Origin of the sequence: Salmonella sp. 32082101201600294FB01SM01 (assembly GCF_017572865.1) — a bacterium.
In the GTDB taxonomy this organism is placed as follows: Bacteria; Pseudomonadota; Gammaproteobacteria; order Enterobacterales; family Enterobacteriaceae; genus Salmonella; species Salmonella enterica.
The window spans coordinates 148054-162988 of record NZ_JAGESB010000002.1 but is presented as its reverse complement, the minus strand read 5'-3'; the positions used below and the strand labels follow the sequence as shown (position 1 = coordinate 162988).

Here is a 14935-nt window from a genome sequence, read left to right as displayed (position 1 = left end):
CTTATTGCAGGTAGTGTGCCAACTTTACATATTATTGATTTATATGAATTTATAATAAGTTTGTATTTTTGATATAGTCAAAAAGACTATAAATGATGCTGTCAATATGACACTATAGATTGTCAAAATGACAATGAGGTAACCATGAGTTTTTCTGTGGAGGTATTGGCGGGCATCGCCATTGAGTTACAACGCGGCATTGGGCATCAGGATCGTTTTCAGCGGCTGATTACTACGCTGCGTCAGGTGCTGGCGTGCGACGCCTCGGCGCTGCTGCGCTATGAATCACGACAATTTATTCCACTGGCGATTGATGGCCTGGCGCAGGACGTTCTCGGCAGACGTTTTACCCTGGAAGGGCATCCGCGCCTGGAAGCCATCGCCCGCGCGGGGGACGTGGTGCGTTTTCCGGCTGATAGCGATTTACCCGATCCGTATGACGGGTTAATTCCCGGACAGGAAAGCCTGAAAGTCCACGCCTGTGTTGGTCTGCCGCTGTTTGCCGGACAGAACCTCATCGGTGCGCTGACCCTTGATGCTATGACGCCGGAGCAGTTCGAGGTATTTAGCGATGAAGAGCTACGGCTTGTCGCCGCGCTGGCCGCCGGGGCATTGAGTAATGCGCTGTTAATTGAACAACTGGAAAGCCAGAACATGCTGCCGGGGTCGTCAGGCGTGTTTGAACCGATAAAAGAGACGCACATGATCGGCCTGTCGCCTGCGATGACGCAGTTGAAAAAAGAGATCGAGATTGTGGCGGGCTCCGATCTTAACGTGCTGATCGGCGGTGAAACGGGGACCGGTAAAGAGCTGGTGGCGAAAGCTATTCACCAGGGCTCCCCCAGAGCGGTCAATCCGCTGGTCTATCTCAACTGCGCCGCGCTGCCGGAAAGCGTGGCGGAGAGCGAGTTGTTTGGTCATGTAAAAGGGGCTTTTACCGGGGCTATCAGTAATCGTAGCGGTAAGTTCGAAATGGCAGATAACGGTACGCTGTTTCTGGATGAGATTGGCGAACTGTCGCTGGCGCTACAGGCCAAGCTACTTCGCGTGTTGCAGTATGGCGATATTCAGCGCGTCGGCGACGATCGTAGCCTGCGCGTGGATGTGCGGGTGTTGGCGGCGACCAACCGTGACCTGCGTGAAGAGGTGCTGGCGGGGCGTTTTCGCGCCGATCTGTTCCATCGCCTGAGCGTTTTTCCGCTCTTTGTGCCGCCGCTGCGCGAGCGTGGCGATGATGTGGTGCTGCTGGCGGGCTATTTTTGCGAGCAGTGCCGACTGCGGCTGGGGCTGTCCCGCGTGGTGCTGAGTCCCGACGCGCGCCGCCATTTGCTCAACTATGGCTGGCCGGGCAACGTCCGGGAACTGGAACATGCCATTCACCGTGCGGTTGTACTGGCGAGAGCGACCCGGGCAGGGGATGAGGTGATACTGGAGGCGCAGCATTTTGCCTTGTCAGAGGACGTTTTACCCGCGCCGCCTGCGGAAAGCTTTCTGGCGCTGCCGACCTGCCGCAATTTGCGCGAATCGACGGAGAACTTCCAGCGAGAGATGATTCGCCAGGCGCTGGCGCAAAATAATCATAACTGGGCGGCCAGCGCGCGGGCGCTGGAAACCGACGTCGCCAACCTGCATCGGCTGGCGAAGCGTCTGGGACTGAAGGATTAGATAATCCCCGCCTGGTAGAAATCCTGTAGGTTAATGGCGCCGGTGAGTTTGCCGTTTTCATCGACCACTGGCGCGGCGGTAATTTTGCGCTTCATCAGGAGCTCTTTGGCGTCAATGGCGCGGCTTTGCGCCTGGAGCGTAATACCGTTGGGCGTCATGGCTTCGCTTACCGGCGTGGTGAGCGCGCCGCCGCCCACCAGCCAGCGACGCAGGTCGCCGTCGGTAAAGACGCCTTTCACAACATGTTGCTCATCGCAAACCGCCACCAGCCCCAGTCCGGTACGGCTAAGTTCCAGCATGGCATCCATTACGCTGGTGGCGAGCATCACCTGCGGTATTGCATCGCCCTGGCGCATCAGGTGATGCACATTATTGAGCAAACGCGCGCCCAGTGCGCCAGCCGGATGCGAACGGGCGAAATCTTCTTCGTTAAAACCGCGCGCCTGCATGACCGCCATCGCCAGCGCATCGCCCATCATCAGCGTATTGACGGTACTGGATGTCGGCGCCAGATGCATCGGGCAGGCTTCACGCTCGACGGAAATATCCAGAACGGCTTTTGCCGCTCGCCCCAGCGGAGAGTGAGGTTTACCGGTCATCGCCAGCAGCGCGACGGATTTATCTTCCAGACGCGGGATGATGAGGTCGAGTTCTTTTGCGCCGCCGGAATAGGAGATAAATAACATCACGTCGCGGCTTTCAATCATCCCCAGATCGCCATGCAGTGCTTCCGCCGGATGAACAAAAAAAGCGGGAGTACCGGTACTGGCAAGCGTCGCGGCGATTTTTTTACCAATATGACCTGATTTACCAATACCGGAAACGATCACTTTGCCTTCACAGTGAATAATGATATTGGCGGCGCGGACAAAATCATCGCCCAGACGCTCCGGCAGACGGCTGGCTTCTTGTAGCTCCAGCATTAAGGTCTGACGGCCCGCGTTTAGTAGTGCATCACTCATTGCTTTCTCCGGTTATGATTACTTCAATCCCTTTTGCTTCCAGCGCCTGACGAAATGCCGGATCGATCCCCGCGTCCGTGATCAGTTTGTCGACGGTTTCCAGACTGCACACCACATTGGGGCTTTTACGACCAAATTTTGAGGAGTCCGCCATCAGAATCACCTCGCGTGCTGCATTGCACATTGCGTTACTGACGGTGTAAACCTCATTGAACGTGGTCACACCGACGTTCAGGTCAATACCGTCAGTTCCCATGAAAAGTTTATCAAAGCTGAATTGCTCAAAGGCGTTTTCCGCCAGTTGACCGTGAAACGACGCCGATTTTTTACGGAAGGTGCCGCCGGGCATCAGGATAGTTTGTTCGTTGTCCAGTTCCGATAGCGCGTTAACAATATGGAGGCTGTTGGTCATCACCGTGATGTTGCTAAAACGCGAAAGCAACGGCACCATCTGTAACACGGTACTTCCGGCGTCCAGAATAATGGAATCGCCATCATGGATATATTTCACAGCGGCTGCGGCTATCATCGCTTTTTTGTGGGTGTTGATAAGCGTTTTGTGATCAATAGGCGGATCGGACTCTTCTTTATTCAACACCACGCCGCCATAGGTGCGGATGACGGTTCCGGCATTTTCCAGAATGACCAGATCTTTACGGATAGTGGTGCCTGTCGTGTCAAAGTACTGGGCCAGTTCTTCAACCGAGCATTTTCCCTGTTTTTGCAGGTGCTCCAGAATCGCGGCCTGACGCTGACGAGGTTTCATAGGCGTGATTACCCTGACTTATGTATTTACCCGTCATACTTCACGCTGCATGTGCGTTGGCTTTCCTCGCTCACCCCGGTCACGTACTGATGTACGCTCCTGGGATTCACTGCGTCGCCGCCTTCCTGCAACTCGAATTATTTAGGGTATTGGTTGCAAAATGATAATTTCGCAAGCTATACGCATTCACAACGAAATTACCCATGTTTCAGTTTAAGCGCCAATGATAGTGCATTCTGCGCGAGCGAATCATGGGGAAAGATCACATCAGGCTGTAATTCATGCAAATGTTTTCCTTGCATTGCGGCAATTTTAACCGGTCTGGCGAATACCGTAAGGCCTTTCATCAATAAAGTGTCCGTCACCCGCTGCTGTTCGTCCAGCGCCACGGCAACCACCACCCGGGGCTTAAAACGCCCGCCGGAGCGTCCGACGCCGACCCGTCCCTGTTGGCTAAGTTTATCGAAAGCCCGATTAAAGCGGGAAATCTGCCAGCCGCCCAGCGCCAGTTGCGCACACCAGGCGATAACGGCGACGGTAATCAGAGTGGAAACCATAATGTGCTCCTGTTGTTTTGCCTGATGGCGGCGTAACCGTCTTATCCGGCCTACGGCGCCATCCGGCAATTCACGGTCAGAACATCACTTGACCGCCGGTTACGTTGATCGACTGCCCGGTGCAATAAGACGCTTTCGGGCTGGCATAAAATAGCAGCATGTTCAGCACATCCTGATAATCACACCCGCGTTTGAGCGGTACCTTATCAATGTAATACTGCTCCACCTCGTCGGGCTTAATGCCCAGTTTAGTGGCGTATTGCGGCAGCAGTGACTGGAACATCGGCGATTTCAACAGGTTGCCGAGCATCAACGAGTGTACGGTAATGCCGTATTCCGCCAGATCCAGCGCCAGAGACTGGGTTAACCCCACGCCGCCGAATTTCGCCGCGCTGTAGCCGGAGTTGTGTTTACTGCCCACTTTGCCGGATTTAGAGTTAATCTGAATAATGCGCCCCTGAATGCCGTCGCGGATCATCAGGCGGGAAAACTCCCGGGCGCAGAGGAAATAGCCCACCAGATTCACCTGTAGCGAGCGGTCAAAATCGCCCAGCTGGAAATCGCTGATAAACGCCGCTTTGGCGATACCCGCGCTGTAAACCAGCAGATCGACGCGCCCGAAAATCTCGTCTACGCCGCGGGACAGCGCCAGCACGCTCTGCTCGCTGGTAGCGTCAGCGCCAAAACCGTACGCCATACCTTCGCCAAAATCGGCGTTAATTTCCTGGGCGACATTCGCGGCTTTATCGCTTTGAATATCAACGACCGCCACGCGGTATCCTTCTTCTGCAAGCCCACGGCAAAGGAATGCCCCCAGGGTCTGGCCTCCGCCAATGACAACGGCAACTTGATTCATGTTTTTTCTCCTTAAGCGACAAACGTCAAAATACAGCCCGGCGCGATATCGTCCGGTACAGGCCCCGCAACGTGTACGGTGCCGGGAAATTCCGCTTCACGCAGACCATCGAAGCGCAAAGTGATATGCCCCAGTTCACGCAGGTTTTGCTCGGCTACGCTGCCGACCGCCGTGACCGGATAGCAATGTTGGCCCAATTCACACCGCGCGCCAGGCTGCAGCGCGCCGGTCAGTTCGCCATGACAATGGATGAAGCAAAATTCTTCGATATCCGCCGGCGCGCCTTCCCGAAACGTAATCAGCATCTGTTCGCCGAGCGCCTCCTTCGCGCTCTGGCCGATACGGGTGATGGTGGTTTGATAAATCACGCTCATGTCTGAACCTCTTATTGATAGATAAAGCCGGAAACAAACCAGGCGATAAGTACCGTGGGCGCGCCAGTCAGGAAGCGTCCGACCAGCACAGAAGGTACGCCGACGCGAACGGTGTCTTGTTTCGCTTCCGCCAGTGACAGGCCGACCGGGATAAAGTCGCAGGCCGCCTGCGCGTTAATCGCGAACAGGGCGGGAAGCGCCAGATGCGGGGGGATATTGCCCAGGCCTATCTGAACGCCGATCAGGACGCCAATGACCTGAGCGATAACCGCGCCAGGGCCGAGAAAGGGCGACAGCAGCGGGAAAGAGCAGATCAATGCCAGCGTCACCAGCCCCAGTGGATGGCTGGCTAATGGCGCCAGGCCGTGGGCGATCCAGTCGCCAAGACCTGAGGCCATAATGATGCCGATCAGCGCCGAAACGAACGCCATAAACGGCAGGATTGTTTTCAGGACCGTATCAATGGTGTCGCGACCGGACTGGAACAGTACCGCCACGGCGGAGCCCATTCCCATACCGACTTTTGCCAGCAGCCCGTCGCTCTGCTCGGTGATTTTTTTGCTGGTGTCGTAGTCACGTCCTATTGTCGTTTTGGCAGGCTGAGGACTGGCAGGCGTTTCGCCGACAAGAGTAATGTTTTCTTCTTTTACGCCGGAGACATAAATATCCTCAACAATATACTGCGCCAGTGGGCCGGACTTACCCGTCGAGTGAATATTAATGGTTGGAATCCGGCGTTTCGGATAGATACCGCAGCGCAGCGTACCGCCGCAGTCGATAATGGCCGCGCCGATCTCCGCTTCCGGTGGTTCGCCTTCTTTAAAGCCGTCCACCGCTTGCCAGCCTGTTAGTTGCGCCAGTTTGTCGACGATCGCCGGGCGCGTACCGGCTGTGATATAGACGATCTTTTTGCCTGGCGTAACGTCCAGTTCAAGCGGGCCGCCCCAGCCGCCGGCGCCTTTCTCAATACGAACCCGTGTCATGATACCGCTCCTGTCAGATGAACTTTCTGCTCAAGTTGAATCCCCATTTTTTTCTCAAAAATAGCGGTGGTGAGATCGGTGACCCAACCGCGGAAGAAGTTCGTCACCAGACCTACCAGCAGATAGCTCACCGCGAGCGGGCCGAGAGGAAGTCCTAACGTGGTGAGTCCGCTGGCGATACCCAGATAAACAAACAGTTCGCCGGGATTGATATGCGGAAACAGACCGTTCATGGAGTGACAGCTATAGGAGGCCGCCGCGTAATAGCTCGGCTTGTACTTCTCCGGCATAAAGCGTCCCAGACTCAGGGTCATCGGATTACAAAAAACAAATGTCCCGATACACGGTAAAAGCAGGTAACGAGATAGCGGATTTCCGGCGCAACGTTGGGCAAAACGCTCAATACGCTGCTGGCCGATAAAATTGATGAGCGCATTCATGATAACCAGCAGGCTTATCAGTAGCGGAAGAATACCTGTCACCATACCGGTAAACACCTCTCCGCCTTTCTGGAATAACCCGATGAACCACTCCGCACCATGTGTAATGGTTTCGATCATTGTTCTCTCCTGTAGGGTTTTTAGTTTTCTTGCTAATTTCCTATTCATTTTAATCATGTTGAAAGATTCAAAAGTGTTATTGTGATCTCAAAATAAAAGAAAAATATTTTAAGTTGAAAGTTTGTGGGGTGGGGGAGCAGATACAAACTGAAAAGAGGAGAAAGGTGATTTATTCTCTTGTGCCGCTTCCTTGTGCGGCGGGGGATGCTTTACCATACTTCTTCCTGGCTGAATTTGTTTAATGGATGTCTCATGTTCAAGCGTCGTTATGTAGCGTTACTTCCACTTTGCGTATTGCTTGCTGCCTGTAGCAGCAAGCCAAAATCTTCCGAGACTCAAGCGACGACGGGCACGCCTTCCGGCGGCTTCCTGCTTGAGCCGCAGCATAACGTCATGCAAATGGGCGGCGACTTCGCCAACAACCCTAATGCGCAGCAGTTCATTGATAAAATGGTCAGTAAACACGGTTTCGACCGTCAGCAACTGCAGGAGATCCTCTCGCAGTCTAAAAGACTGGATTACGTCCTGCGTCTGATGGACAGACAAGCGCCGACCACTCAGCCGCCCGCCGGACCAAATGGCGCCTGGTTGCGCTACCGCAAACAATTTATTACGCCGGATAACGTGCAAAACGGCGTCGCGTTCTGGAATCAGTATGAAGACGCGTTGAACCGCGCCTGGCAGGTATACGGCGTACCGCCGGAAATCATCGTGGGGATTATCGGCGTGGAAACCCGCTGGGGACGTATCATGGGGAAAACGCGGATTCTGGACGCGCTGGCGACGCTGTCATTTAACTATCCGCGCCGGGCGGAATATTTCTCCGGCGAGCTGGAAACCTTCCTGCTCATGGCGCGCGATGAGCAAGACGATCCGCTCAATCTGAAAGGTTCCTTTGCGGGCGCGATGGGCTACGGCCAGTTTATGCCGTCTTCCTATAAAGAATATGCGGTCGATTTCAATGGCGACAATCACATCAACCTTTGGGACCCGGTTGATGCCATCGGCAGCGTGGCGAACTACTTCAAGGCGCATGGTTGGGTGAAAGGCGATACGGTTGCGGTGCCGGCGAATGGTCAGGCGCCTGGGCTGGCGAATGGTTTCAAAACAAAATATAGCCTCTCTCAGCTTGCCGCCGCAGGCTTAACGCCGCAGCAATCGTTGGGCAATCATCAGGAAGCCAGCCTGCTGCGTCTGGATATCGGTACGGGCTACCAGTACTGGTACGGCCTGCCGAACTTCTACACCATTACCCGATATAACCACAGCACGCATTATGCGATGGCGGTTTGGCAACTGGGCCAGGCGGTAGCGCTGGCGCGGGTGCGCTAATTTACGCTTAGGGAGGGGAGCACCCCCTCCGCTATTATTATGGCTTTTTGGGCTGATTCTCTGCCTGCAAGTGGGATATCTTCTTTGATAGTGCCAGACTATATCCCAGACATCCCAGGCCTAAGATAATTTGACCGCCATCATACGGTTCAAAATAGCCTGACGACAATATATTCAGTACTCCCATTCCTAATGAACATACTCCACCCACAATTAACCACAGCCGTAGTTGACAGGTTTGTTTCAGTTTGTGCTGTGTGCTTTCCGTTTTTTTGAGTGACATCCTTGCTTTGTCTCCGTGCGTGTAAATTTAGCAACATGGTACTGCTATTTAGTCATGTGCTACCTCTTTCATTCTGCATAAATAACCTGCTGGCATTTTTTCGGAATCCGACTCGTAAAATCGACTGCTCGTCCCCATCTCTGGTGAGAAAGTGCTATCTTGTGCGGCAAGATTTCTAACTGACAGAGGTCATGATGACTGACAGTGAACTGATGCGGCTTAGCGAGCAGGTCGGGCTGGCGTTAAAAGCGCGCGGGGCGACCGTAACGACAGCAGAGTCCTGTACCGGCGGCTGGCTGGCGAAAGCCATTACCGACATCGCCGGAAGCTCCGCCTGGTTTGAACGCGGCTTTGTCACCTATAGTAATGAAGCCAAAGCGCAGATGATTGGCGTGCGTGAAGAGACTCTGGCGCAGCATGGCGCGGTCAGCGAACCCGTAGTGGTCGAAATGGCGATCGGGGCGTTGAAGGCCGCTCGCGCCGATTTTGCTGTCGCTATTAGCGGAATTGCCGGGCCGGATGGCGGCAGTGAAGAAAAGCCGGTTGGTACGGTGTGGTTTGCTTTCGCCAGCGTCAGTGGAGAAGGGATTACGCGTCGGGAATGCTTCAGCGGCGACCGTGAATCGGTGCGTCGACAGGCGACGACGTACGCGCTACAAACCCTGTGGCAACAATTTCTACAAAACACTTGATACTGTATGAGCATACAGTATAATTGCTTCAACAGTACGAATTCACTATCCGGTTCAATACCAAGTTGCATGACAGGAGTAATAATGGCTATCGACGAAAACAAACAGAAAGCGTTGGCGGCAGCACTGGGCCAAATTGAAAAGCAATTTGGTAAAGGCTCCATCATGCGTCTGGGTGAAGACCGTTCTATGGATGTGGAAACTATCTCCACCGGTTCGCTTTCACTGGACATCGCACTCGGTGCGGGCGGTCTGCCGATGGGGCGTATCGTCGAAATTTACGGGCCGGAATCTTCCGGTAAAACGACCCTGACGCTGCAGGTGATTGCCGCTGCGCAGCGTGAAGGTAAAACCTGTGCGTTTATCGATGCGGAACACGCGCTTGACCCTGTTTACGCACGCAAGCTGGGCGTCGATATCGATAACCTGCTCTGCTCTCAGCCGGATACCGGCGAGCAGGCGCTGGAAATCTGTGACGCGCTGGCGCGTTCAGGCGCGGTGGACGTCATTGTGGTCGACTCCGTAGCGGCGCTAACGCCGAAAGCGGAAATCGAAGGCGAAATTGGCGACTCTCACATGGGCCTCGCGGCGCGTATGATGAGCCAGGCGATGCGTAAGCTGGCGGGGAACCTGAAACAGTCCAACACGCTGTTGATTTTCATCAACCAGATCCGTATGAAGATTGGCGTGATGTTCGGTAACCCGGAAACCACCACCGGCGGTAACGCGCTGAAATTCTACGCCTCTGTTCGTCTTGATATCCGTCGTATTGGCGCGGTGAAAGAGGGCGATAATGTCGTGGGTAGCGAAACACGTGTGAAAGTGGTGAAAAACAAAATCGCCGCGCCGTTTAAGCAGGCCGAGTTCCAGATCCTCTACGGCGAAGGCATCAACTTCTATGGCGAACTGGTTGACCTGGGCGTGAAAGAGAAGCTGATCGAGAAAGCGGGCGCATGGTACAGCTACAACGGCGAGAAGATTGGCCAGGGCAAAGCGAACGCGACTGCCTGGCTGAAAGAGAACCCGGCAACAGCGAAAGAGATTGAGAAAAGGGTTCGTGAATTACTGTTGAGTAATCAGAATGCCACGCCCGATTTCGCCGTTGACGATAGCGAAGGCGTTGCAGAAACCAACGAAGATTTTTAATCATCAGGTGATGGTGGGTCGGACAAAACGAAGCCGCCATTCAGCAAAACGTTAAATTACCATCAGGGCTGCATTTATGCGGCCCTTTTGGCATTTCTCCCTGTTAAGGCTTTTTATGAGTGAACCCACATCGCGCCGTCCCGCTTATGCTCGTCTCCTTGATCGTGCGGTACGTATTCTTGCTGTCCGCGATCACAGCGAGCAGGAATTACGGCGTAAACTCTCCGCGCCGGTGATGGGCAAAAATGGGCCGGAAGAGATTGATGCGACGGCAGACGATTATGAACGCGTGATCGCCTGGTGCCACGAACATCACTATCTTGATGACGAGCGTTTCGTGATGCGCTTTATCGCCAGTCGTAGCCGCAAAGGCTATGGCCCGGCGCGTATTCGCCAGGAGTTGAATCAGAAAGGCATTTCCCGTGAATCGACTGAAAAAGCGATGCGAGAATGTGAAATTGACTGGAGTGAAATGGCACGTGAACAGGCCGTTCGCAAATATGGCGAGCCGCTCCCTTCAAACTTTTCAGAAAAGGTTAAGGTACAGCGCTTTTTGCTCTATCGCGGGTATCTGATGGACGATATCCAGCAAATATGGCGAAATTTTGCAGATTGAGCGCATACGGGATTTTACTTCCCGGTAAAGAAAACTTATCTTATTCCCACTTTTTCCGTCTGGACGCGGGTTGCTTAACGGCGAACAGCGTCTGCGACGAATATTCCTTAAATACACAAAATCATTCAAGCCGCATCAAAGCGGCAAGTGAGCCTCGGGAACGCGTGACCGGGAAACTCGCAGCCAACGCAGAGGCGGCCTGAAGGATGAAGTGTAGCTTGATTTCAGGATAATTATGAGCAAGAGCACCGCTGAGATCCGTCAGGCGTTTCTCGACTTTTTCCATAGTAAAGGGCATCAGGTAGTTGCCAGCAGTTCCCTGGTGCCTAACAATGACCCCACTCTGTTGTTTACCAATGCCGGGATGAACCAGTTCAAGGATGTTTTCCTTGGGCTCGATAAACGTAATTATTCCCGTGCAACCACTTCCCAGCGTTGCGTACGCGCGGGGGGTAAACACAACGATCTGGAAAACGTCGGATACACTGCACGTCACCATACTTTCTTCGAAATGCTGGGCAACTTCAGCTTCGGCGATTACTTCAAACACGACGCCATTCAGTTCGCATGGGAATTACTGACCGGTGAAAACTGGTTTGCTCTGCCAAAAGAGCGTTTATGGGTCACCGTCTATGAAACCGACGACGAAGCCTATGAGATCTGGGAAAAAGAAGTCGGCATCCCGCGCGAGCGTATCATCCGTATCGGCGACAATAAAGGCGCGCCATACGCATCGGATAACTTCTGGCAGATGGGCGACACCGGTCCCTGCGGTCCGTGCACCGAAATCTTCTACGATCATGGCGACCACATCTGGGGCGGCCCTCCGGGAAGCCCGGAAGAAGACGGCGATCGCTATATTGAGATCTGGAACATCGTCTTTATGCAGTTCAACCGTCAGGCTGACGGGACGATGGAACCATTGCCGAAACCGTCTGTAGATACCGGTATGGGGCTGGAGCGTATTGCCGCGGTACTGCAACACGTTAACTCTAACTATGACATCGACCTGTTCCGCACGTTGATTGAAGCGGTAGCGAAAGTCACCGGTGCCACCGATCTGGGTAATAAATCGCTGCGCGTTATCGCCGACCACATCCGTTCCTGCGCATTCCTGGTTGCCGATGGCGTGCTGCCGTCGAATGAAAACCGTGGCTATGTGCTGCGTCGCATTATTCGTCGCGCGGTGCGTCACGGCAACATGCTGGGCGCGAAAGAGACCTTCTTCTACAAGCTGGTTGGGCCGCTGATTGAGGTAATGGGCTCCGCAGGCGAAGAGTTGAAACGTCAGCAGGCGCAGGTCGAGCAGGTTCTGAAAACGGAAGAAGAGCAGTTCGCCCGTACGCTGGAGCGCGGTCTGGCGCTGCTGGATGAAGAACTGGCGAAATTGCAGGGTGATACCCTGGACGGCGAAACCGCTTTCCGTCTGTATGATACTTATGGTTTCCCGGTCGATTTAACGGCGGACGTCTGCCGTGAGCGCAATATCAAAGTCGACGAAGCCGGTTTTGAAGCAGCCATGGAAGAGCAACGCCGTCGCGCGCGCGAAGCTAGCGGTTTTGGCGCGGACTACAACGCGATGATCCGCGTTGATAGCGCTTCTGAATTTAAAGGTTATGACCATCTGGAACTGAACGGCAAAGTGACTGCGCTGTTTGTCGATGGTAAAGCGGTTGAAGCGATTAACGCGGGACAGGAAGCGGTTGTCGTGCTGGATCAGACCCCATTCTATGCGGAATCAGGCGGTCAGGTTGGCGATAAAGGCGAGCTGAAAGGCGCTGGATTTACTTTCGCTGTGGACGACACGCAAAAATATGGTCAGGCGATTGGTCATATCGGCAAATTGTCTGCGGGCGCTCTGAAAGTGGGCGATGCGGTACAGGCTGACGTAGATGAAGCGCGCCGCGCACGTATCCGTCTGAACCACTCCGCCACGCACCTGATGCACGCGGCGTTGCGCCAGGTGCTTGGGACACACGTTGCACAGAAAGGTTCGCTGGTTAGCGATAAAGTGCTGCGCTTCGACTTCTCGCACAATGAAGCGATGAAGCCGTCGGAGATTCGTCAGGTTGAAGATTTGGTGAATGCGCAAATTCGCCGCAACCTGCCGATTGAAACGAACATCATGGATCTCGACGCGGCGAAGGCGAAAGGCGCCATGGCGCTGTTTGGCGAGAAATATGACGAACGTGTACGCGTTCTGAGCATGGGCGATTTCTCTACCGAACTGTGCGGCGGTACTCACGCCAGTCGTACCGGTGATATCGGTCTATTCCGTATTATCTCTGAGTCCGGCACCGCAGCGGGCATTCGTCGTATTGAGGCGGTAACCGGTGAAGGCGCTATGGCCACCGTTCATGCGCAAAGCGATCGCTTAAACGATATTGCGCATCTGCTGAAGGGCGACAGCCAGAATCTGGGCGACAAAGTGCGTGCCGTGCTGGAACGTACACGTCAGCTGGAAAAAGAGTTGCAGCAGTTGAAGGACCAGGCCGCAGCGCAGGAGAGTGCAAATCTTTCCAGTAAAGCGGTCGATCTCAACGGCGTGAAGCTCCTGGTCAGCGAGCTTGCTGGTATTGAGCCGAAAATGCTGCGAACCATGGTTGATGATCTGAAAAATCAACTGGGGTCTACCGTTATCGTACTGGCAACGGTTGTTGAAGGTAAGGTTTCTCTGATTGCGGGCGTGTCGAAGGATGTGACCGACCGGGTTAAAGCAGGGGAATTGATTGGTATGGTCGCTCAGCAGGTAGGCGGTAAGGGTGGCGGTCGTCCGGACATGGCGCAAGCCGGTGGTACGGATGCGGCAGCTCTGCCTGCAGCGTTAGCCAGTGTACAAGGCTGGGTCAGCGCAAAATTGCAATAATTATAAGCGTTCGTTGGCGCCGCAGCCCGTGCTGCGGCGTTTACGTCAACGCTATCGACAACGATAAAGTCAGGTTGAAGTTTTGTATATCGGCTAAACTTAGGTTTAACAGAATGTAATGCCATGACTGCTTACACCTAAGGTGTTTGTCATCGCTTACTTTTTGGCGTTATATGATGGATAATGCCGGGATACAGAGAGACCCGACTCTTTTAATCTTTCAAGGAGCAAAGAATGCTGATTCTGACTCGTCGAGTTGGTGAGACCCTCATGATTGGCGATGAGGTCACCGTGACAGTTTTAGGGGTGAAGGGCAACCAGGTGCGTATTGGCGTGAACGCCCCGAAAGAAGTTTCTGTCCATCGTGAAGAGATCTACCAGCGTATCCAGGCTGAAAAATCCCAGCAGTCCAGTTACTAAGGTTTTCGCGTCTCACTTTTCGGGTGAGACGCAGCCTCTCCTCTCGCTCGCCCTCGTTGTCCCTTCATGACTTTTTTCAACCCCACTGTTGATATGGTGCGCTTTTGGCGGCCAGCGTGTCATCAAATTATCTGTTGATAAAACACTCTTTTTGGCTTTTTTACAGACTAATTGAGCGTGAAGTGTGCAAACGATAAAAGCTCTGGAAAAATTGTTTGACTTATAAGTCCCAGAAAGTAATATGTGCGCCACGCAGCGACGATGAGCAGAACAAGTTCTTCGAAGCACTCGTAAGAGGCGTGTGGTGAGGTGGCCGAGAGGCTGAAGGCGCTCCCCTGCTAAGGGAGTATGCGGTCAAAAGCTGCATCCGGGGTTCGAATCCCCGCCTCACCGCCATTTGCATCCGTAGCTCAGCTGGATAGAGTACTCGGCTACGAACCGAGCGGTCGGAGGTTCGAATCCTCCCGGATGCACCATCTCTTACTTGATACGGCTTTCCCGCGGTATCAAAATCTGCAGTAAAGTAAGTTTCCCGATGCATCCGTAGCTCAGCTGGATAGAGTACTCGGCTACGAACCGAGCGGTCGGAGGTTCGAATCCTCCCGGATGCACCATCTCTTACTTGATACGGCTTTCACCGCGGTATCAATATCGGCAGTAAAGCAAGTTTTCCGATGCATCCGTAGCTCAGCTGGATAGAGTACTCGGCTACGAACCGAGCGGTCGGAGGTTCGAATCCTCCCGGATGCACCATATTCTCCGTACTTTCAGTGATGAAGATACGGATAAGATAGCGGTAATCACCGCTGGCACCAGGAAGGATAACGTTGCGTCAGCAACGGCCCGAAGGGCGAGCC

15 protein-coding genes and 4 tRNA genes are annotated in these 14935 nt (G+C 53.9%); 11 read left to right on the top strand and 8 right to left on the bottom strand.

Translation table 11 applies throughout. The features are described 5' to 3' along the window. Positions 1 to 144: 144 nt before the first annotated feature. A complete protein-coding gene (norR, locus tag J4645_RS10555) occupies positions 145 to 1665 on the top strand; it encodes a nitric oxide reductase transcriptional regulator NorR (RefSeq protein ID WP_000010808.1) in 1521 nt (506 codons plus the stop codon). Here norR and gutQ read toward each other — a convergent pair. The 7 genes from gutQ to srlA form a co-directional block, all read right to left on the bottom strand. Beyond that, positions 1662 to 2627 (bottom strand): arabinose-5-phosphate isomerase GutQ, encoded by a 966-nt coding sequence (gene gutQ, locus J4645_RS10550; protein WP_001278206.1) that lies wholly within the window; start codon positions 2625 to 2627, stop codon positions 1662 to 1664. The two genes, norR and gutQ, sit on opposite strands and share 4 nt — an antisense overlap. Beyond that, a complete protein-coding gene (gene srlR / locus J4645_RS10545; protein WP_023214346.1) occupies positions 2620 to 3393 on the bottom strand; it encodes a glucitol operon DNA-binding transcriptional repressor SrlR in 774 nt (257 codons plus the stop codon). The genes gutQ and srlR overlap by 8 nt, the downstream gene beginning before the upstream one ends. A 197-nt stretch (positions 3394 to 3590) precedes the next feature. Further along, positions 3591 to 3950 carry a transcriptional regulator GutM gene (gutM, locus tag J4645_RS10540; protein WP_000255198.1) on the bottom strand — a complete coding sequence of 120 codons (360 nt, stop codon included), beginning with the start codon at positions 3948 to 3950 and terminating at the stop codon, positions 3591 to 3593. A 76-nt stretch (positions 3951 to 4026) separates the two neighbouring features. Then, entirely contained in the window at positions 4027 to 4806 is a 780-nt protein-coding gene (gene srlD, locus J4645_RS10535; protein ID WP_001077372.1) for a sorbitol-6-phosphate dehydrogenase, read from the bottom strand. An 11-nt stretch (positions 4807 to 4817) separates the two neighbouring features. Then, positions 4818 to 5180 (bottom strand): PTS glucitol/sorbitol transporter subunit IIA, encoded by a 363-nt coding sequence (gene srlB, locus J4645_RS10530; RefSeq protein ID WP_000111553.1) that lies wholly within the window; start codon positions 5178 to 5180, stop codon positions 4818 to 4820. An 11-nt stretch (positions 5181 to 5191) separates the two neighbouring features. After that, the gene (locus J4645_RS10525) at positions 5192 to 6163 is read right to left on the bottom strand and encodes a PTS glucitol/sorbitol transporter subunit IIB (protein ID WP_023214345.1); all 972 of its coding nucleotides are present in this window, start codon (positions 6161 to 6163) and stop codon (positions 5192 to 5194) included. Further along, positions 6160 to 6723 carry a PTS glucitol/sorbitol transporter subunit IIC gene (srlA, locus tag J4645_RS10520; protein WP_000573333.1) on the bottom strand — a complete coding sequence of 188 codons (564 nt, stop codon included), beginning with the start codon at positions 6721 to 6723 and terminating at the stop codon, positions 6160 to 6162. The genes J4645_RS10525 and srlA overlap by 4 nt, the downstream gene beginning before the upstream one ends. A gap of 252 nt (positions 6724 to 6975) precedes the next feature. Here srlA and mltB point away from each other — a divergent pair, with 252 nt between their 5' ends. Then, a complete protein-coding gene (gene mltB / locus J4645_RS10515) occupies positions 6976 to 8055 on the top strand; it encodes a lytic murein transglycosylase B (RefSeq protein ID WP_000476811.1) in 1080 nt (359 codons plus the stop codon). 37 nt (positions 8056 to 8092) lie between these two features. On the opposite strand, the gene J4645_RS22230 is transcribed toward mltB, so the two are convergent. Next, on the bottom strand, positions 8093 to 8338 hold the full coding sequence (locus J4645_RS22230; RefSeq protein ID WP_001519391.1) for a hypothetical protein: 246 nt from the start codon (positions 8336 to 8338) through the stop codon (positions 8093 to 8095). A 194-nt stretch (positions 8339 to 8532) separates the two neighbouring features. Here J4645_RS22230 and pncC point away from each other — a divergent pair, with 194 nt between their 5' ends. From pncC to J4645_RS10470, 9 genes are all read left to right on the top strand, one after another. After that, positions 8533 to 9030 (top strand): nicotinamide-nucleotide amidase, encoded by a 498-nt coding sequence (gene pncC, locus J4645_RS10510; protein ID WP_000132239.1) that lies wholly within the window; start codon positions 8533 to 8535, stop codon positions 9028 to 9030. Positions 9031 to 9114: 84 nt separating this feature from the next. Continuing rightward, a complete protein-coding gene (recA, locus tag J4645_RS10505) occupies positions 9115 to 10176 on the top strand; it encodes a recombinase RecA (protein WP_023214344.1) in 1062 nt (353 codons plus the stop codon). 115 nt (positions 10177 to 10291) lie between these two features. Further along, positions 10292 to 10792, top strand: a complete 501-nt coding sequence (recX, locus tag J4645_RS10500; RefSeq protein WP_001294863.1) for a recombination regulator RecX — start codon at positions 10292 to 10294, stop codon at positions 10790 to 10792. 235 nt (positions 10793 to 11027) lie between these two features. Beyond that, positions 11028 to 13658, top strand: coding sequence for an alanine--tRNA ligase (gene alaS, locus J4645_RS10495; RefSeq protein WP_000047220.1), 2631 nt, complete (start codon positions 11028 to 11030; stop codon positions 13656 to 13658). 234 nt (positions 13659 to 13892) lie between these two features. Then, positions 13893 to 14078: a carbon storage regulator CsrA gene (csrA, locus tag J4645_RS10490; RefSeq protein WP_000906486.1), complete on the top strand. Its 186-nt coding sequence runs from the start codon at positions 13893 to 13895 to the stop codon at positions 14076 to 14078. A 303-nt stretch (positions 14079 to 14381) separates the two neighbouring features. Then, a tRNA-Ser gene (locus tag J4645_RS10485) sits at positions 14382 to 14474 on the top strand. A 3-nt stretch (positions 14475 to 14477) separates the two neighbouring features. Further along, positions 14478 to 14554 (top strand) — tRNA-Arg (locus tag J4645_RS10480). 61 nt (positions 14555 to 14615) lie between these two features. After that, positions 14616 to 14692 (top strand) — tRNA-Arg (locus J4645_RS10475). Positions 14693 to 14754: 62 nt separating this feature from the next. Further along, a tRNA-Arg gene (locus tag J4645_RS10470) sits at positions 14755 to 14831 on the top strand. Positions 14832 to 14935 lie beyond the last annotated feature (104 nt).